We start from the raw sequence: 17,547 nt of genomic DNA on the forward strand, positions 1-17,547 counted from the left end.
CAGGCTTGAATCATCTGGTTTGGTTCAGGGGACCAGCGGTGCCGGCCCGCCGGCTCTCCGTCCGGTGAGCGCGCCAGCGCTTCACCAGCGGCAGCAGCAGGGTCAGGATGGCGACGGTCAGCAGGACCACAGTGATCGGCCGGGTGTAGAGGAAGTCGTAGCTTCCGCCCGACAGCGACAGCGCCCGGCGGAAATTGGCCTCCGCCATCGGCCCCATGATCAGCGCCAGCACCACCGGGGAGGCCGGGAAGTCCCACTTCTGCATGAAGTATCCGGCGACACCTGCCGCCAGCATGATCCAGATGTCGAACAGGCTGTTGTTGATGGCGTAGGTGCCGACGATGCACAGGACCAGGATCACCGGCGTCAGCACCGACTTCGGCATTTGCAGGACCCGGCCCATGAAGCGCAGGGAGCCCAGCCCGATCACCAGCATGGCGACGTAGCAGAACAGCATGCCGGCGAACAGGGTGAAGACCAGATCCGCATGCTCCTTCAGCAGCAGCGGCCCCGGCTGCAGCCCCTGCAGCGTCAGCGCGCCCAGCATCACCGCCGTCACCGCGTCACCCGGAATGCCCAGCGTCAGCATGGTCAGCAGCGCGCCGCCGGTGCAGCCGTTGGCGCCGGCTTCGCACGCGGCGACACCGGCCAGTTCACCCTTGCCGTAATTCTCCGGCGTCCGGCTGAACCGCTTGGCCTCGTTGTAGGCGACATAGGCGGCAATGTCGGCGCCGGCACCCGGAATGATGCCGATCACGATGCCGAGGCCGGAGGAGCGTGCCACCGTGCCCAGCATGCGGCGATAGGTCGGCCAATCCGGCAGGATGCGGCCCAGCGCCGCCGCCATGCCCAGGCGGACCTTCGGGTCCTCCAGCGTCTTGAAGGCTTCGGCCGCGGCGAACAGGCCGATCATCACCGGGATGAAGGGGACGTTGAACAGCTCTGTATAGCCGCCGGTGTAGCGGGGAAAGCCGTCCATCGGGTCCATGCCGACCGTGGCGATCAGCAGCCCGAGGAAGCCGGCGATCAGGCCCTTGATGACCGAGCGGCCGGAGATGCTGGCGATGATGCTCAATCCGAAGACGGCCAGCGCGAAGCTCTCCGGCGCGCTGAACTCAAGGGCGAAGCCGGCCAGGATCGGGGCCATGAAGATCAGCACGATGATGCTGGCGGTGCCACCCAGGAAGGAGGACAGCGTCGCCGTGCCGAGCGCCACGCCGGCCATGCCCTTTCTTGTCAGCTCGAAGCCATCCATCGCCGTGGCGGCGGCGGCCGGGGTGCCGGGAATGCGCAGCAGGATCGCCGTCACCGACCCGCCATAGACGCCGCCGAAGAAGACGCCGGAAATCATCAGCAGGCCGGACACCGGGTCCATGCCGAAGGTGAAGGGCAGCAGGATGGCGACGCCCATGGTCGCGGTCAGGCCGGGAAGGGCGCCGATGACGATGCCCAGCGCTACGCCGACCAGTGCCAGAAGCAGCGCCAGCGGGTTCGACGCCAGCGTGGCGAAGCCGCCCATCAGAAGATTGAGTTCATGCATGGCGGCTGTCTCCCACCGGGCAAGGGGTGGTAACGGGAAGGGGGCGGCTGGTCATTCGAACAGGCTCCCAACCGGCAGCGGCACCTGCAGCAGGTAATGGAAAACGCCGTAGACCAGCGCGGTCACGCCGACCGCCAGCACCGGATTCCACACCGGGCTGCGTTGTCCCATCAACGCCATGATGACCGCCATGTAGATGGCGGTGGCCGGACCATAGCCGACCTGCTCCATGGCGGCGATGCAGGCGCCGGTCGCCAGCATCCCCAGCGCGACGCCGGCATAGCCGGCAATGCCGACCGGCCCCTGCCCATTGGCGGCGGGGGCGGTGGGTGTACGCAGCGTGTTGGCGATCAGGATCAGGCACAGCAGGATCAGCGCGCCGGCATGGATGATGGGGAAGCGCGCGGCGCCGACATCGGCGGCGAGCATGCTCTTCGGAAAATCGGATGTCGCGGCGATGGCCGATGCGGCGACCGCGATCAGAACGACGGAGATCACCAGGTTGGCGATCTTGGTCGTCAGCGGCATGGCGATGCCGGAATCGTCGCTGGAGCCGGGGCGGTCGCTCCCGGCGGGCGGGTTGCTCATGGTCCGGTCTCCTCAACCGATGAAGAAATCCCGGCGGCGAACCGCCGGGGGCTGCGTCGGTCAGGCGTTACTTCGCCATGCCCAGCTTGGTCATCAGGCCCTTGAAGAAGGCGTTGTCCTTCTGCATGACCTGACCGAACTCCGGACCGTCGGCATAGGCCCAGGTCAGGTTCATCTTGGCCAGCTGGTCACGGAAGCCCTGGTCCTCCGCCGCGGCCTTGCTGGCGGTGCGCAGGGTTTCGACCACCGCGGCCGGGGTCTTCTTCGGCACGACGATGCCGCGCCAGGTGGCGACGGACAGGTCGATGCCCTTCTCCTTCAGCGTGGGCACGTCGGGGAAGGCTTTCTGGCGCTGGTCAGCCATGACGGCCAACATGCGGAGCTGGCCGGCGGCGAGCTGGCTCGACACCTCAGCCGGGCTGACCGAAACCGCCTCGATATGGCCGCCCAGCAGCGAGGTGACGGCCGGGTTGGCGCCGTCGAAGGGGACATGGTTGAAGGTCGTGCCGGTCTTTTCCTGCATCGCTTCGGCAGCAAGGTGCCAGATGGCGCCGGTGCCGGAGTTGCCGATGCGCACCTTGCCGGGATTGGCCTTGGCGTAGTCCAGGAACTCCTCGATCGTCTTCCAGGGCGCGTCGGCCTTGACCGTGATGGCGCTCGGCTCCGCATTCAGGCGGGCGATGGGCGTGAAGTCGTCCACGGTGAAGCGGGCGACACCCATATGCGGCAGCAGGGTGATCTCCACCGTGCCCATGCCGATCTTGTAGCCGTCGGGACGGGCGGCCATGATCTCGGTCAGGCCGACGGCGCCGCCGCCGCCGGTCTTGTTGACCACGCCCATCGACTGCGGCAGTTGCTTCTTCGCCGCGTCGGCGAAGGCGCGGGCGACGAGGTCGGTGCCGCCGCCGGCGGCGTAGGGGACGATCAACTCGATCGGCTTGGTCGGATAGTCGGCGGCAAAGGCCGCACCGGGCAGGGTCGCGGCTCCGGCGATCAGCACGCCCGCGGACAGGCCGACCGTCAGTGCACGGCGGGAAAGGCGATTGGTAACCTTCATGGGATTCCCTCTAAGGTGCGCCGGCGTGTGCGCCGGTCGTTGGGTGATGAAAATGGAAGGTGAATTCAGCGGACGGCGGTCCCTTCCGCCCAAGCCTGGGCGAAGCGGGCCGCACGGGCGGCCAAGTCGGCAACCGGCAAGCCCGGGCTGTAGAGGGCGGAGCCAAGACCGAAGCCGGCGGCACCCGCAACCCGGTAAGGCTGCATGGTATCGGGCGTGATTCCGCCGACGGGGAGCAGCCGCACGCTGTGCGGAACCACCGCGCGCAGAGCCTTCACCACCGGCGGGGTGATCTGCTCCGCCGGGAACAGCTTCAGCGCATCGGCGCCGGCGGCGAGCGCCGCAAAGGCCTCCGTCGCGGTGGCGACGCCGGGAACACAGATCATCGACCGCGACTTGGCGGCGCGGATGATCGCGGTGTCCGCATGCGGCATCACCACCAGATCGGCGCCGATGGCGGCCAGCCTGTCGACCTGATCCAGCGCCAGGACCGTCCCGGCGCCAACCAGCGCGTCCCGCGGCAGGGCGCGACGGATGGCCTCGATGCTGTCGAACGGATCGGGCGAGTTCAGCGGCACCTCGATCAGCCGGAAGCCGGCGTCATAGAGCGCATTGGCCGCAGGCACAGCCTCCGCCGGAGTGAGGCCGCGCAGGATCGCGACCAGCGGCAGGGCGGCGAAGGCGGCGTCGACGCGGGCGGAAAGCGAAAGCTCTGTCATGGTGCGCTCTTGATGCTGGAGGGCGTGGCAGATGCGGAGGACAGCAGTCCGGCCGCCGCGGCGAACTGGAACAGGCCGCGGGGGGCGGTATTGCCAAGCTGCGCGGCAGGCGTGGTGCCGAAGGCGGCGAGGCCGCGGTTGTAGCGGCGGCAAAGCGCCGGATCGCCGATCAGCAGCAGCGGCGTGCCGGCCGGCATCTCTGCCAGAAGCGCCAGTCCGGACCGCAGCTCGTGCCCGATCAGCAGGCCCGACAGATAATGCGCCAGCGCTTCCGGCGGCAGGCGCTTGGTCAGCCCCAGCGTGCGGGTGGCGAACAGCTGGTGCGGCAGGTCGCCCGGCCCGGCCGATTGCGCCGCCCGGATGCCGATGGTGAAGGCCGCCTCCTCATCCTCCGGCGTCGCGTCGACCCCGGCCGGCATCAGGCGGCCGAGCAGGGAGTGCGTCTTCAGGACCGCGAACAGTTCACCCGTCATGTAGGTGGAGAAGCCGGCGATGCGGCCGTCGGCGACCTGGACCCATTTGGAGTGGGTGCCGGGCATGGCGACGCAGGCGTTGCGCGCCCAACCGGCATTCTCGGCCAGCGCTCCGGCGATCTGGATTTCCTCGCCCCGCATCACGTCGGGAATCGCGGTGCCGGGATCATGCAGGACGCCCGGCGCAATCAGGATCTGGCGGTCGGCCGCCGTCTCGACCCGTGCCGCCTGGTCGGCCAGCGTCGTTGCGTCGGCCGGCGTGGTGACATAGGGCGCCTCGACCCAGCCCTGGGCGCTGCCGACCATGCCGCCGGCCACCACCGGCAGGGTGGGGTGGGTGTCCAGCCAGTCGCCGCACAGAAGGGTCAATGCCGCATCGAAACCCGCGGCGCCGGGCTGCGGTAGGTTCTGAATGCCGTGTCCGTTCGACCGCTCGGCCAGAATGCGGGCGGAGCCGTCCAGCAGGAAGCCGCGCAGGCTCGACGTGCCCCAATCCAGCGCGATCAGCGCGGGACGGTCGGAGGTGGTTCCGGCAGAGGAGGTTACGGTGAGGTCCATCCCAGATCCTTGGAAATTGCCTCCGCCGTCGCGCGGACCAGCGGGCCCAGCGTCGCCATGCGGTCGTCAGGCATGTAGGGGACGGCGCTGGCGACGCTGACCGCCGCCACCACCAGATTCCGGCCGTCGCGCACCGGTGCGGCGACGCAGCGGATGCCGAGTTCGTTCTCTTCCAAATCCATCGCCCATCCCTGGGCGACGTAGCGGTTCAGTTGTTCCTCGAACACCGGCAGGTCCGCCGGACGCGGGCGGCCGGCGGGCGACTCTGCCGGACAGGTCATCGCATGGAGCACCCGCCAGCGCGCCGGCGGCATCCCAAGCATCAGCGCCTTGCCCAGTCCGGTGGAGGCGAGCGGCATACGCTGTCCGGTGCGCGACCGCATTTCCAGCCCGCGGGTGCCGGGGATCTTGTCGAGGTAGAACACCTCGCCATTCTCCTCGACGCCGAGGTGGACGGTGTCGCCGGTTGCCTGGGCCAGCGCCTCGATATGCGGGCGGGCGATGGCGACCAGCGGGCGCTGTTCCAGCGCCTTCATGCCGAGTTGGATGAGCTTGGGTCCCAGCAGGTAGCCCTTGTAGGGGATGTGGTGGAGATAGCCCTCCGCCACCAGACTGGTGAGCATGCGGTTGGTGGTGCTGCGCGGGGTGCCGAGCCGTGCTGCGATGCCCTTCACGTCGCCGATGTTGTCCGCCACGCATTCCAGAAGCGCAAGTCCGCGCAGCAAGGTCTGTGTTCCGGTGCCCTGGGTCCTTCCGGCATCAGCCTCCTGCTCTGTCGCTCCCATCTCCGCGCCCATGGTTTGTTTGACCACCATTGATTTCCCCGATGCTGGCGCATGCGCCAAAGTGTGTCAAATAATTTTGCATGATACCAAATAGTGGGACACTCATAACGGCGACGAACGGTCGCGGCTCCCTTCGAAGCGCTGCGAAACCCATGATCGCGCTTTCAAATTCCTGTCGTATCGGTCAGAAAAGGAAACATGCCGGGACCGGCGGATATGGTCCCGTACAAAACAGCAATCCTGGGAGAACCAACCATGCGTCTCACCGTCCTTTCCTTCGTCAGCGCGACGGCGCTGCTGGCCGGCTTCGGCACGGCGCAGGCCGACATCGTGATCGGACTCGGCACGGCGACCACGGGGCCGGTGGCGGCACTGGGTGAGCAGTCGGTGTATGGCGCCAAGCAGGCGGTCGCGGACATCAACGCCAAGGGCGGCGTGCTGGGCCAGAAGCTGGTGCTGAAGGTGGGCGACGACGCCTGCGACCCGCGGCAGGCGGTGGCCGTCGCCAACCAGTTCGTGCGCGATCAGGTTACCGCCGTGGTCGGCCATCTCTGCTCCGGCGCCAGCATCCCGGCGGCCGACGTCTACCAGGAGGAAGGCGTGGTGATGGTCACCCCGACCGCCACCAACCCGCTGCTGACCGCCAAGGGCCATCCGAACATCTTCCGCGTCTGCGGCCGTGACGACCAGCAGGGCGTGGTTGCCGGCAATTATCTGGCTGAGCACTTCAAGGGCAAGAACATCGCCGTGCTGGACGACAAGCAGGCCTATGGCAAGGGGCTGGCCGACGTCGTGGTGCAGACGCTGGAGAAGGCGGGTGGCAAGGTCGCCTATCGCGGGTCGGTGACGGCCGGCGAGAAGGACTTCTCGGCGCTGATCACCAGCCTGAAGGACAAGAACATCGATGCCGTCTATTACGGCGGTTACCATCCGGAACTGGGTCTGATCGTCCGTCAGGCGCAGGAGCAGGGGCTGAAGCCGCAGTTCATCGCCGGTGACGGCCTGAACAACCAGGAATACTGGTCGATCACCGGTCCGGCCGGCGAGGGCACGCTCTACACCGACAGCGCGTCGGCGGCCAGCGATCCCAAGGCGCAGGAACTGATCGCCTCCTTCAAGAAGGCCGGCCTGCCGGAGCCGGGCAACTTCGCCTTCTACAGCTACGCCGCGGTCCAGGTCATTGCCGAGGGCCTGCAGAAGTCCGGCGGCACCGACAGCGGGAAGTTGGCGAAGGCCCTGCACGCCAACAGCTTCGACACTGTTGTCGGCCCGGTGGAGTTCGACAAGAAGGGTGACATCACCAAGCCGAACTACGTCATGTATGTCTGGAGCAACGGCCAGCCCAAGATGATTGCCCAGAAGTAACAGGGTTCCAGAGCCGGCCCGGCCTCAGGCATGGGCCGGCTCTTCCATGACTGTGAGTTCCGACTTCGTCACGTATTTGCGGATGAAGTCTTCGACAGGCATCGGCCGATCGAAATAATAACCCTGGAAGATCGTGCAACCGCGGTCTTCCAGGAAGTCCCGTTCGGCTGCCGTCTCCACCCCCTCCGCCACCGCCTTCAGGCCGAGCCGGCTGGCAATCGACAGCATCGTCTCCACCAGCACGGCATTGTGGCTGTTGTGGTTGACATCCTGGACGAAGGAGCGGTCGATCTTGATTTCCCCCACCGGCAACTGTTTCAGGTAGGACAGCGACGAGAAGCCGGTGCCGAAATCGTCCAGTGAGAAGGCAATCCCGAAGGCCGCCAGTTCCGACATCTTGGCGACGGTGTCGGCGCAGTCGCTGACGGCGATGCCCTCGGTGATCTCCAGCGTCAGACGGCGCGGGTCGGTGCGGGTGGCGCGCAGGGCGGCGATGACGCCCGCGCAGAAGGTCTGCTGACGGAACTGGCGCGGGCTGATGTTGACCGACAGGTGGCAGTCGCTGCCGGCATCGGCCAGACGGCGCAGCACATGACAGGCCTCCAGCAGGATCCAGTCGCCCAGCGGCAGGATCAGACCGGACTCCTCCGCCACCGCAATGAAGGCGCCGGGGGCGACGAAGCCGCGCTGCGGATGCTGCCAGCGGATCAGCGCCTCCGCCGCCACCAGCGTGCCGTCAGCCCGGGTCTGCGGCTGCAGGAACAGGGTGAATTCCCCGGCATCGACCGCCTTGCGCAAATCCTGCTGCAACAGCAGACGCGCCTGGGCGTCCACCAGCATGGTGGGGTCATAGTCGCGGATGGTGTTCCGTCCGCCGTCCTTGGCGGCATACATGGCGGTGTCCGCCTGTTTCAGCAGGTCCTCCACCGATTCGTCCGGCGACTTGGGGAAGACGGTCAGGCCGATGCTGGCGAAGATGCTGTGTTCGCAACGGTCGAGCTGGAAGGGCTGGGCGACCGCCAACCGCAGCTTTTCCGCCACCCGCCGGGCGATCTCCGCCCCCTCGTCCGCCGTCGCACCCAGGTCGGGCAGAAGGATGACGAACTCGTCGCCGCTCAGCCGGCTGACCAGATCGCCCTTGCGCAGGGTGGCGTTCAGCCGCGCCGCCAGTTCGCGCAGCAGCATGTCGCCGACGATGTGGCCGCGGGCGTCGTTCAGTCCCTTGAAATCGTCGAGGTCGAGGAACATCAGCGCGCCATAGCGGCCGGTCTGGCGCGCAGCCCGCAGATGACCGTCGAGATACTCCAGCAGCAGGCGGCGGTTCGGCAGGTCGGTCAGCGGGTCGTAGTAGGCGAGCTTTTCGATCTGCCGCTCCGTCCGCTTCCGTTCGGTGACGTCCATCACCACGGTCAGGTAGCCGCGCACCGAGCCGCCGCTGTCGCGCAGCATGCTGGTCAGGGTGGAAACGGAAATGCGCGCGCCATCCCTGCGCAGTCCGGTCCATTCGCCGGGTTCGGGCTGGCCGCGATCACGGGTGCGGGCGACCAGCGCATCGAAACCCGCCCGCACCGGCCGGCCCAGTTCCGCGGAAAGGATGTCGGCATGGGCGCGCAGTTCGTCCTGGTCGTACAGGCGCGGCAGGTCGGTTGTGCCGACGATCTCCTCCGACGGATAACCGAAGATCCGCTCCGCCTCGCGGTTGAAGACGCGGACGACGCCGTCAAGCGTGGTGGCGATGATGCCGCAGGCCGCGCTCTCCAGGATGCCGGTGTTCAGCGACAGGCTGTCCTTCAACGCCTCGCGGCTGGCATAGGTCTCGGTCACGTCCTGGAAGACCATGACGACGCCGTGCAGCGCGCCGTCGTGGTCGCGGATGGGGGACGCCATGTCGGCGATGTGGCTGCGGCTGCCGTCGCGCGCCACCAGCACCGTGTGGTTGGCCAGGCCGACCATCTGGCCGTTCTCCAGCACCTGCTGGACCGGCACCGGCACCCGTTGTCCCGTCTCGGCATTCTCGATATCGAACACCTCGGCGACCGGTCGGCCGACCGCTTCGGCCACCGTCCAGCCTGTCAGGCGTTCCGCCACCGGGTTCATCAGGGCAACGCGGCCGGCGGTGTCGGTGGCGATCAGCCCGTCGCCGATCGACAGCAGCGTGACGCGCGCCCGCTCCTTCTCCCGCCACAGGTCGCGCTGGGAACTGTGCAGGGCGTCATAGGGATGGTGCACGGCGGTGACGAACACGGCCCGGTACAGATACCAATAGCCGATGACCTTGTAGATGTGCCCGGCCACATTGGCGAGGTCGTAGACGCTGAGATAGAGCGTGAAGCACATCTCGCTGATCGCGATGGCGACGGCGGCGATGACAAGGCGATAGACGTCCAGAGTCTGCGCCGCGCGCCGGCGGCGGTGGAAAATCAGGGCGGCGCCGGCATAGAGAAGAACCAGCGCATATTCGGCCGCCACCTTCAGCGGCGTCAGCCCCTGGCCGGGCAGATAGGTGCGCGGCAGCAGGTCCGGGTACCACAGGATGGCGAAGAACAGCGCGGCGGTGGCCAGCAGCACCCCGACGATCAGCGGATAGCGCAGCGCCGCCGATCCCGGGCGCCAGGGCAGGGTCGCCGCCATCAGCAGGGCGATCGCCGCCATCAGCCGGGCGCCGAGCCAGAAGGCGATGGCTTTCTCCGGCCCCGACGGCGTTACGAAGTCGGGCATTCCCGCATAGGACAGCAGATGACCGAAATCGAGCAGCGCCACGCCGAGGAAGCCGGTGGACAGGGCCAGCAGGGCCGGCGGAGTCTCGGCGGTGTGGGAATGCCAGCCGATGGCGAAGATCAGGGCGGCGACGGCGATCGCGAAGGTTTCGAAGAAGGTATGCAGCGGCAGGTAATGCGCGATTTCCATCGAACCGGGGAGACGGGCGGCCTGAAGGACCAGCAGGAAGGGAATGGAGAGGATGATGAGCGTCGCGATGGCGCCGGGCGGCTTCGTGCGACCCTGCAGCGCCCCCGTCTTCGCCGGACCTGTTGAAGTCATTCCGTCCCCCCTGGCCGCTTGGTCGGTCGCCCGGTTTGCGGTGTTTATACCTCTTTTGCGTATATTAGAGCTTAACGGTATCGGCAGTCCATGCTCCGCCGCCTCCCGCCGTTCCGAAGGTTTGAAACACCGTGAAACATCTCCGTGGCGACTGTTCAATGTTTCATCCGCCGGGATCGGCTGGGGAGGTCGGGGCTTGGCGGATGCTGTGCATGCGGGGGCCTTCGGGGCAGGTGAGGGGGAGGGCATTTTACCCCAGCCGGGGACGGTCTGCGGGAGCGGCAGAGAAAATCCGTCGCAAGCTACTGGAATATAAGGAAAAATGTCGACTGCTCGGCGGTGAGCCATTGCCCCGGCCCCGGTTCTGATCGGGCATATGGGGGAGCGGCGTCAGGTCGATTGCCGGTCTGGCCTTCCACCCTTATCCTCGAACCGGGTCAGGCCCGTCGACCAATCGGGAAGGAATGCGCATGTTCATCGCGATGAACCGTTTCAAGGTCCGCCACGGGGCCGAGCAGGAATTCGAAGAGGTCTGGCTGAACCGCGAGGTCCATCTGCACAAGGTGCCGGGCTTCGTCGAATTCCATATGCTGCGCGGGCCGGACCGCGAAGAGTACCGGCTCTATTCCTCCCACACCGTGTGGGACTCGGAAGCCGCTTTCCAGGCCTGGACGCGGTCGGAGGCCTTCCGCAACGCTCATGGCAACGCCGGCGCGCGCAAGCCGCTGTATGTCGGGCCGCCGGAGTTCGAAGAGTTCGAAGTGATCCAGACCGTGCCGCGCGATCCGAACGCCTGACCCCAAAACATTTGAACCGACGGGAGGAAGACCCATGCTGGAGCTGGTGATCGAGCAGCGGCGAAAGAGCCTCGGCGGATTCGAAGTGGGGCGGATTCTGCCCTTCGTTCAGCGGCGGATGGTCGGCCCCTTCGTTTTCTTCGACCATATGGGGCCGGTCGATTTCGAGCCGGGCCTGCCCCGCGACGTCGACGTGCGCCCCCACCCGCACATCGGGCTGTCGACCGTTACCTACCTGTTCGAGGGCGAGATCATGCACCGCGACAGCGTGGGCTCCGAACAGGCGATCCGGCCGGGCGAGGTGAACTGGATGACCGCCGGGCGCGGCATCACCCATTCCGAACGCTTCGAGCGCGCCCGGATGGAAGGCGGGCGGATGCATGGAATCCAGGCCTGGGTCGCCCTGCCCGAAGCGGACGAGGAGACCGATCCGGCCTTCAGCCATTACGGAACAGGCGACCTGCCGGTATTCGAGGAGGGTGGCGTGCGCGGCCGGCTGGTGGCGGGGGAGGCCTTCGGTTCCAAAGCGGGGGTGAAGACTCATTCGCCGCTGTTCTACATCCACTGGGATCTCGCCCCCGGCGCCCGCGTGTCCTTGCCGGAAGACGGGTGGGAGCGCGCGGCCTATGTGGTGGCCGGTAGCGTGGAGGCCGAGGGTCAGCACGTCGAAGCCGGGCGGATGATCGTCTTCGCCCCCGGGCAGCCGGCGCAACTGACCGCCGCCACGCAGTCGATCGTCATGGCGATCGGCGGCGAGCCGCTGGGGCAGCGCTTCATCGACTGGAACTTTGTGTCTTCATCGAAGGAGCGCATCGAACAGGCCAAGGCCGACTGGCGGGCCGGGCGCATGAAGCTGCCGGACCTGGACGACGGCGAATTCATTCCGCTGCCGGAGATGCCGAAGCCGGCCAATCCGATGTCGTGAGGCTGATGCATTACTTGCTGATGGGACCCATGTATTTCCATGGAGGCATGGCTTTTTTCCCGAGGCCAGGAATGTCATAGTCGGCGGCGAAGCGGGACAATGCATTTGTGCGGAGGTCGAAGCCGGCTGCGAAGAGCCGCTCCTCCGCATCAAGTTCGTCTTTGCTCTGTATCTTGCTGGTTGTCGTACGGGTTTCGTGGTCGTCTTCGCCAAAATCGACATCAGCGAAGCGATTGGCCTTGCTTCCGAACACGACGTTCAGCAGTCGATGCTCCTCTTCGCTGTCTTCCTGGCTGACCGCTTGAGCCATTTGCGCGCTGCCAGCCCGCAGGCGTTTGCCGATTTCGACCAAACTCGCATCGGCATCTTCCTTGCTGACGGTGCCATTGTTTTTCGCATCGGTCAGCTGGACCAGATCTCTCATAGCGTCCCGCATGTCCTGCGGGGGGCCAGCCTTCATTGCGGCAAGGCGCCGCTCGCTGATGGCTTTGCCTTTTGCACCGGCTTCCGCCTCTTCGGCGGTTACAGGAGCTTCCCCAATAAACCGATTGAACAGCGCGCTCTTTGCCAGGGATCGCAGCCCCTTCACCGCGTCGTCGGCGGAAACGCGGCCTGATTCGACAAGACCTTCCAACTGCTTCTTGCTGTCGGTGTCGAGATGCTCGAAAGCCTTCGCCGCCAGTCCGGTCAGGGCTTTGCCGAGCTTGCTGACCGAAACGGTGTCGCCGCCCGATGCCGCTGACACGGCGGGCGGAGAGGAGGGTGCGGCTTTGCCGACGAAGGTTTGGCCAGTTGCGGCGATGGTCCCAGTCTTGGTTGTCAGCGACGCCCAGGCATTGCTGTAAACGCTCTGCACCATCTCGCACCCCCAACCTTGCGTGGCGATACAATCACCATAGCGCAAGCGCGGGTATGAGTCAAAATTACGCGGCATTTAAAATGATGTTTCCTCCACCGCCGCGAGCAGCGGTGGAGGTGCGCCGGGCCTCAAACGTGGAAGCTCTCGCCGCAGCCGCAGCGGCCCTTCTCGTTCGGATTCTTGAAAACGAAGCCGGTCTGGAACTTGTCGTCGACATAGTCCATCTCGCTGCCGATCAGGAACATGACGGCGGCCGGGTCGATCAGGACGGTGACGCCCTTGTCCTCCACCACCTCGTCGAACTTCAGCTTTTCCTTGGCATACTGAACGTCATAGCTGAGGCCGGAGCAGCCGCGCGCCTTCACGCCGATGCGCAGGCCGACGACTTCGTCGTTGGCCTTGGACATCAGCGCCTTGACGCGATCCGCGGCGGCGTCGGTGATCGTGAGCGCCTTGGGCAGGGAACGGGCCATGGTGACGGTCTCCTAAATACTGCTCAGAACATATCCAGTTGAAGGCGGGCTTCTTCGGACATCATGCCCTGGTGCCAGGGCGGCTCCCACACCAGCTCGATCTTGACCTCGTTGACGTCCTCGACTCCCAGAACGGCCTGACGGACCTGCTCGGGCAGTTCGCCGGCCACCGGACACATGGGGCTGGTCAGCGTCATATCAATCTCGACATTGCGCTGGCCATCCATGTCCACACGGTAGATCAGGCCGAGTTCCCAGATGTCGACCGGGATTTCGGGGTCGTAGCAGGTCTTGATGGCCGCCACGACGCGATCCATGATCTCCTCCCGCGGGTCGTAACCCTCGGGCGGCTTGGGCATCGGCGCGAAGTCCTTGGACTCGGAGCCCTCATTCGCCGCGTCGGCCTTCAACTGCGCCTCGGCTTCGGCCGGGTTCGGGGCGATCGGGCGCTGCGTCAGTGCTTCATCGGGCATTTCGATCCCCCTTCCCTCAATACTGGTCGCTGGAGGCCGCAGCCTCGCCGTGGAGTGCCGCGTTCATGGCGTGCCAGGCCAGCGTCGCGCACTTCACCCGCACCGGGAACTGGCGCACACCGGACATCACCATCAGCTTTTCCATGGTCTCGTCATCGACACCCTCGGGGATGTCGGGCTCGTCCTGGGTGCACAGCTCGTGGAAGGCGTGGAACAGCTTTTCCGCCTCTGCCGCCGTCTTGCCGCGCACCAGTTCCGTCATCATCGAGGCGCTGGCAGTGGAGATGGCGCAGCCGCGGCCCTGGAAGGCCACATCGTCCACCACCCCGTCCTTCAGGGTCAGATAGACCATGAAACGGTCACCGCACATCGGGTTCTCGCCCTTCGCTTCGCGATTGGCGTCGTCGGGATGGCGGAAATTGCGGGGATTCTTGCCGTGGTCCAGGATCACTTCCTGATACAGCTCGCGCAGATCGTCCATCATGCTCCGAAGAACTCCTTGACCGCCTGGAGGGACTGGACGAGGGCGTCGGCTTCCTCCCGCGTGTTGTACAGGCCGAAAGAGGCGCGGACGGTCGGTCCGACGCCGAACCGCTCGGCCAGCGGCTCGGCGCAATGGCGGCCGACCCGCACGGCGACGCCATACTGATCGACGATGGTGCCGACATCGTGCGGGTGCACGCCCTCCAGTGCGAAGGAGATGATCGGTCCCTTGCCGGGCGCGGTGCCGACGATGCGCAGGCCGTCGATCTGTGACAACTGCTGGGTGGCGTATTGCAGCAGGTCGTGCTCGTGCGCGGCGATGGCGTCGCGGCCGAGAGCCTCTACATAGTCGATGGCGGCGCCCAGGCCGATGACCTCGGTGATCGGTGGCGTGCCGGCCTCGAAGCGCGAGGGCGGCGCCTTGAAGGTGGTGCCTTCGAAGGTGACACTCTCGATCATGTCGCCGCCGCCCTGGTAGGGAGGCATCTTCTTCAGCAGGTCGTACTTGCCGTACAGCACGCCGAGGCCGGTCGGGCCATAGAGCTTGTGCGCGGTGAAGACGTAGAAATCGGCGTCGATGTCCTGCACGTCGACCGTCCCGTGCACCACCGCCTGGCTGCCGTCGAACAGGACGGGCACGCCGCGCTCATGCGCCAGCCTGGCGATGGCCTTGGCCGGGGTGACGGTGCCCAGCACGTTGGAGCAGTGGGTGATCGCCACCAGCTTCGTGCGGTCGGACAGCAGGTCCTTGTAGGCGTCCATGTCGAGGACGCCGTCCTCGTCGCAGGGCACGACCTTGATGACGATCTTCTTCTCGGCCTGGAGCAGCTGCCACGGAACGATGTTCGCGTGGTGCTCCATGATCGACAGGATGACCTCGTCGCCTTCGTTCAGGAAGGTGCGGCCATAGCTGGATGCGACGAGGTTGATCGCCTCGGTCGAGCTGCGGGTGAAGACGATGCAGCGGTCGTTGGGCGCGTTCAGGAAGCGCGCGACCTTGGTGCGCACCGCCTCGAACTGGTCGGTCGCGGTCTGCGACAGGAAATGAACGCCGCGGTGGATGTTGGAATAGTCCTCCTCCAGGAAGCGGGTCATGGCCTGGATGACCTGACGCGGCTTCTGGGCGGATGCCCCGCTGTCCAGATAGACCAGCGGCTTGCCGGGCTTTCCCTTCCTGGCGTGGACGCTGCGGGCGAGGATCGGGAAATCCTCCCGCACCCGCTGCACGTCGTAGGCTTGGTTCAGGATGGCATCGGACATGGTTACTTCTGCTCCTCCAGCCAGCCGGCCACGATTTCCTGGAAGGCGTCGCGGATCGACTCCTCGGCGATCTCCTCAAGGGATTCCGACAGGAACGCGCCGATCAGCAAGCCCTGGGCGGTGTCGCGGTCGATGCCGCGGGCGCGCAGGTAGAACAGCGCGTCGTCGTCCAGCTCGCCCGCGGTGCAGCCGTGGCTGCACTTCACGTCGTCGGCGTGGATTTCCAGTTCCGGCTTGCTGTCGATCTCGGCCCCGTCGGACAGCAGCAGGGCGCGGTTCAGCTGATAGCCGTCGGTCTTCTGCGCATCCGGGCAGACGGTGATCTTGCCCTGGAACACCGCGCGCGCCGTGTCGTCGATGACGCCCTTGTAGACCTCGCGGCTGGTGCCGTTGGGCTGGGCGTGGACGATCAGCGTGGTGGTGTCGGCGTGCTGGGTGCCGCGGACCAGATAGCCGCCGCTGACATGGGTGCGGGCGTCGGTGCCGTCGAGGCGGCTGACCACCTCATTGCGCGACAGCTTCGCACCCGTCGTCAGGATGAAGTTGTCGTAGCAGCCGCCGGTCGCCACCGTCGCCGCGATGTGCGACAGGTGGATGGCGCCGGCGCCTTCGCGCTGCGACTTGTAATGGTGCAGGGTGGCGCCTTCGCCGACGTAGACCTCGGTGACGTGGTTCGACAGCGTGGTGCCGGCGCCGCGGCCGACATGGTGTTCGACCACCACCGCCTTCGACCCGGCCTCCGCGATCAGCAGCATACGCGGATGGCAGGTGGTCGCCTGCGATTCCGACCCGACCGAGACGAAGACCAGCTCAATGGGACGCTCGACCTGGACGTTGGCCGGCACGTGCAGGACCGCACCATCGGCGAGATAGGCGCTGTTCAGCGCCACCAGCGGACGGTCGTCCGCTGCGGCGAGGCGGCCGAGGTGGTCGGCCAGCAGGCCGGAATGGGTGCTCAGCGCGGCGTCGAGGCTCAGCAGATCGACACGCGGCGGCAGCCCGTCGACCGACGACAGGTCGGCACGGAAGCGGCCGTCGACGAAGACCATGCGCGGGCCGTCCTGCCCCTCGGCCCGCACGGTCGGCAGCAGGTCGATGGCCGCCGCGGCGGGGGCGGCCGGCTGGAAGCTGACCTTGGCGAGGTCGCGCAGGTTGGTGTAGCGCCAGCTCTCGTTCTTGATCGTCGGCAGGCCGACGGCGGCGAAGCGCTCACGCCCGGCGGCGCGCAGTTCGTTCAGCCAGGACAACCCGCTGCCGGGCAGGCCGGAACCCATATGGTCGAGGGGCGCCAGGAAGGCCGGCGCCGTCGCCGGATCGGCGCCGCGCGTCGAGTAAGTCATGGGGTGAAGGGGGGAGGGATGTTGCGCCGTCATCACGCCGCCTCGCTCGCGCCGAAGTCGCGGTAGCCGTTCTTTTCCAGCTCCAGCGCCAGTTCCTTGCCGCCCGACTTCACGATGCGGCCGGCGGCCAGCACATGGACATAGTCGGGAACGATGTAGTCGAGCAGGCGCTGGTAGTGGGTGATGACCAGCATCGACCGCTCCGGCGAACGCAGCGCGTTGACGCCCTCGGCGACGATCTTCAGCGCGTCGATGTCGAGGCCGCTGTCGGTTTCGTCGAGGATGGCGAATTTCGGTTCCAGCACCGCCATCTGCAGGGTCTCGTTGCGCTTCTTCTCACCACCGGAGAAGCCGACATTGACCGCGCGCTTCAGCATCTCGTCGTTCATGCCGAGCGCCTTGGTCTTGGCGCGGATCAGCTTGAGGAACTGCATGGCGTCCAGTTCCTTCTCGCCGCGATGCTTGCGGATGGCGTTGATCGCGGTCTTCAGGAAGGTGGTGTTGCCGACGCCGGGGATTTCGACCGGATACTGGAAGGCCAGGAAGACGCCCTCGGCCGCCCGCTCTTCCGGCTCCATCGCCAGCAGGTCCTTGCCGTAGTAGGTGACCGACCCTTCCGTGACCTCGTAGCCGTCGCGGCCGGCGAGGACGTAGGACATCGTGCTCTTGCCGGCGCCGTTCGGCCCCATGATGGCGTGGACCTCGCCCGGGCGGATGGTCAGGTCGACGCCCTTGAGGATTTCCTTGCCGTCCACGGTGGCGTGCAGGTTCTTGATTTCGATCATCGTCTTCGCCTCGTTGTCTTCTTCAGGC

General features: G+C 66.5%; 17 protein-coding genes. 3 read left to right on the forward strand and 14 right to left on the reverse strand.

The window, feature by feature from the left end; translation table 11 throughout:
* Positions 1-10: 10 nt before the first annotated feature.
* The 6 genes from TSH20_RS10545 to TSH20_RS10570 all read right to left on the reverse strand — a co-directional run bounded on the left by TSH20_RS10545 (position 11) and on the right by TSH20_RS10570 (position 5,732).
* A complete protein-coding gene (locus TSH20_RS10545; RefSeq protein ID WP_109074686.1) occupies positions 11-1,540 on the reverse strand; it encodes a tripartite tricarboxylate transporter permease in 1,530 nt (509 codons plus the stop codon).
* A gap of 51 nt (positions 1,541-1,591) precedes the next feature.
* The gene (locus TSH20_RS10550; RefSeq protein ID WP_109074687.1) at positions 1,592-2,128 is read right to left on the reverse strand and encodes a tripartite tricarboxylate transporter TctB family protein; all 537 of its coding nucleotides are present in this window, start codon (positions 2,126-2,128) and stop codon (positions 1,592-1,594) included.
* 67 nt (positions 2,129-2,195) lie between these two features.
* Positions 2,196-3,185, reverse strand: a complete 990-nt coding sequence (locus TSH20_RS10555) for a tripartite tricarboxylate transporter substrate binding protein (RefSeq protein WP_109074688.1) — start codon at positions 3,183-3,185, stop codon at positions 2,196-2,198.
* A 65-nt stretch (positions 3,186-3,250) separates the two neighbouring features.
* Positions 3,251-3,904 carry a 2-dehydro-3-deoxy-6-phosphogalactonate aldolase gene (locus tag TSH20_RS10560; protein ID WP_109074689.1) on the reverse strand — a complete coding sequence of 218 codons (654 nt, stop codon included), beginning with the start codon at positions 3,902-3,904 and terminating at the stop codon, positions 3,251-3,253.
* A complete protein-coding gene (locus TSH20_RS10565; RefSeq protein WP_109074690.1) occupies positions 3,901-4,935 on the reverse strand; it encodes a 2-dehydro-3-deoxygalactonokinase in 1,035 nt (344 codons plus the stop codon). Before TSH20_RS10565 ends, TSH20_RS10560 begins: the two co-directional genes overlap by 4 nt.
* Positions 4,920-5,732: an IclR family transcriptional regulator gene (locus TSH20_RS10570; protein ID WP_109074713.1), complete on the reverse strand. Its 813-nt coding sequence runs from the start codon at positions 5,730-5,732 to the stop codon at positions 4,920-4,922. Before TSH20_RS10570 ends, TSH20_RS10565 begins: the two co-directional genes overlap by 16 nt.
* Before the next feature lie 243 nt (positions 5,733-5,975).
* Here TSH20_RS10570 and TSH20_RS10575 point away from each other — a divergent pair, with 243 nt between their 5' ends.
* Positions 5,976-7,085 (forward strand): ABC transporter substrate-binding protein, encoded by a 1,110-nt coding sequence (locus TSH20_RS10575; protein ID WP_109074691.1) that lies wholly within the window; start codon positions 5,976-5,978, stop codon positions 7,083-7,085.
* 24 nt (positions 7,086-7,109) lie between these two features.
* On the opposite strand, the gene TSH20_RS10580 is transcribed toward TSH20_RS10575, so the two are convergent.
* Positions 7,110-10,124, reverse strand: a complete 3,015-nt coding sequence (locus TSH20_RS10580) for an MASE3 domain-containing protein (RefSeq protein ID WP_109074692.1) — start codon at positions 10,122-10,124, stop codon at positions 7,110-7,112.
* Between the two features lie 470 nt (positions 10,125-10,594).
* Between TSH20_RS10580 and TSH20_RS10585 the strand changes: the two genes are divergently transcribed.
* Complete coding sequence (locus TSH20_RS10585; RefSeq protein WP_109074714.1) at positions 10,595-10,921, forward strand: antibiotic biosynthesis monooxygenase; 327 nt, start codon at positions 10,595-10,597, stop codon at positions 10,919-10,921.
* Between the two features lie 34 nt (positions 10,922-10,955).
* Positions 10,956-11,846 carry a pirin family protein gene (locus TSH20_RS10590; protein WP_109074693.1) on the forward strand — a complete coding sequence of 297 codons (891 nt, stop codon included), beginning with the start codon at positions 10,956-10,958 and terminating at the stop codon, positions 11,844-11,846.
* Between the two features lie 10 nt (positions 11,847-11,856).
* On the opposite strand, the gene TSH20_RS10595 is transcribed toward TSH20_RS10590, so the two are convergent.
* From TSH20_RS10595 to sufC, 7 genes are all read right to left on the reverse strand, one after another.
* Positions 11,857-12,705, reverse strand: a complete 849-nt coding sequence (locus TSH20_RS10595; protein ID WP_109156395.1) for a hypothetical protein — start codon at positions 12,703-12,705, stop codon at positions 11,857-11,859.
* A gap of 128 nt (positions 12,706-12,833) precedes the next feature.
* Entirely contained in the window at positions 12,834-13,178 is a 345-nt protein-coding gene (locus TSH20_RS10600; RefSeq protein WP_109074695.1) for an iron-sulfur cluster assembly accessory protein, read from the reverse strand.
* 23 nt (positions 13,179-13,201) lie between these two features.
* Positions 13,202-13,651: an iron-sulfur cluster assembly protein gene (locus tag TSH20_RS10605; protein WP_109074696.1), complete on the reverse strand. Its 450-nt coding sequence runs from the start codon at positions 13,649-13,651 to the stop codon at positions 13,202-13,204.
* A gap of 16 nt (positions 13,652-13,667) precedes the next feature.
* Positions 13,668-14,135: a Fe-S cluster assembly sulfur transfer protein SufU gene (gene sufU / locus TSH20_RS10610; RefSeq protein ID WP_085085654.1), complete on the reverse strand. Its 468-nt coding sequence runs from the start codon at positions 14,133-14,135 to the stop codon at positions 13,668-13,670.
* On the reverse strand, positions 14,132-15,394 hold the full coding sequence (locus TSH20_RS10615) for a cysteine desulfurase (protein ID WP_109074697.1): 1,263 nt from the start codon (positions 15,392-15,394) through the stop codon (positions 14,132-14,134). The genes sufU and TSH20_RS10615 overlap by 4 nt, the downstream gene beginning before the upstream one ends.
* A 2-nt stretch (positions 15,395-15,396) precedes the next feature.
* Positions 15,397-16,767: a Fe-S cluster assembly protein SufD gene (gene sufD / locus TSH20_RS10620; RefSeq protein ID WP_247871372.1), complete on the reverse strand. Its 1,371-nt coding sequence runs from the start codon at positions 16,765-16,767 to the stop codon at positions 15,397-15,399.
* On the reverse strand, positions 16,767-17,519 hold the full coding sequence (gene sufC, locus TSH20_RS10625) for a Fe-S cluster assembly ATPase SufC (RefSeq protein WP_109074699.1): 753 nt from the start codon (positions 17,517-17,519) through the stop codon (positions 16,767-16,769). The genes sufD and sufC overlap by 1 nt, the downstream gene beginning before the upstream one ends.
* Positions 17,520-17,547: the final 28 nt, after the last annotated feature.

The sequence above is a fragment of the Azospirillum sp. TSH20 genome (assembly GCF_003115935.1).
GTDB lineage: Bacteria > Pseudomonadota > Alphaproteobacteria > Azospirillales > Azospirillaceae > Azospirillum.

Excerpts from the sequence above, each read along its gene's own strand:
- TSH20_RS10560 (WP_109074689.1), bottom strand. The coding sequence starts at position 3,904 with ATGACAGAGCTTTCGCTTTCCGCCCGCGTCGACGCCGCCTTCGCCGCC.
- TSH20_RS10575 (WP_109074691.1), top strand. The coding sequence starts at position 5,976 with ATGCGTCTCACCGTCCTTTCCTTCGTCAGCGCGACGGCGCTGCTGGCC.
- TSH20_RS10585 (WP_109074714.1), top strand. The coding sequence starts at position 10,595 with ATGTTCATCGCGATGAACCGTTTCAAGGTCCGCCACGGGGCCGAGCAG.
- TSH20_RS10595 (WP_109156395.1), bottom strand. The coding sequence starts at position 12,705 with ATGGTGCAGAGCGTTTACAGCAATGCCTGGGCGTCGCTGACAACCAAG.
- TSH20_RS10580 (WP_109074692.1), bottom strand. The coding sequence starts at position 10,124 with ATGACTTCAACAGGTCCGGCGAAGACGGGGGCGCTGCAGGGTCGCACG.
- sufU (WP_085085654.1), bottom strand. The coding sequence starts at position 14,135 with ATGATGGACGATCTGCGCGAGCTGTATCAGGAAGTGATCCTGGACCAC.
- TSH20_RS10570 (WP_109074713.1), bottom strand. The coding sequence starts at position 5,732 with ATGGGCGCGGAGATGGGAGCGACAGAGCAGGAGGCTGATGCCGGAAGG.
- TSH20_RS10545 (WP_109074686.1), bottom strand. The coding sequence starts at position 1,540 with ATGCATGAACTCAATCTTCTGATGGGCGGCTTCGCCACGCTGGCGTCG.
- TSH20_RS10605 (WP_109074696.1), bottom strand. The coding sequence starts at position 13,651 with ATGCCCGATGAAGCACTGACGCAGCGCCCGATCGCCCCGAACCCGGCC.
- TSH20_RS10615 (WP_109074697.1), bottom strand. The coding sequence starts at position 15,394 with ATGTCCGATGCCATCCTGAACCAAGCCTACGACGTGCAGCGGGTGCGG.
- TSH20_RS10555 (WP_109074688.1), bottom strand. The coding sequence starts at position 3,185 with ATGAAGGTTACCAATCGCCTTTCCCGCCGTGCACTGACGGTCGGCCTG.
- TSH20_RS10565 (WP_109074690.1), bottom strand. The coding sequence starts at position 4,935 with ATGGACCTCACCGTAACCTCCTCTGCCGGAACCACCTCCGACCGTCCC.
- TSH20_RS10550 (WP_109074687.1), bottom strand. The coding sequence starts at position 2,128 with ATGAGCAACCCGCCCGCCGGGAGCGACCGCCCCGGCTCCAGCGACGAT.
- TSH20_RS10600 (WP_109074695.1), bottom strand. The coding sequence starts at position 13,178 with ATGGCCCGTTCCCTGCCCAAGGCGCTCACGATCACCGACGCCGCCGCG.
- sufD (WP_247871372.1), bottom strand. The coding sequence starts at position 16,767 with ATGACGGCGCAACATCCCTCCCCCCTTCACCCCATGACTTACTCGACG.
- TSH20_RS10590 (WP_109074693.1), top strand. The coding sequence starts at position 10,956 with ATGCTGGAGCTGGTGATCGAGCAGCGGCGAAAGAGCCTCGGCGGATTC.
- sufC (WP_109074699.1), bottom strand. The coding sequence starts at position 17,519 with ATGATCGAAATCAAGAACCTGCACGCCACCGTGGACGGCAAGGAAATC.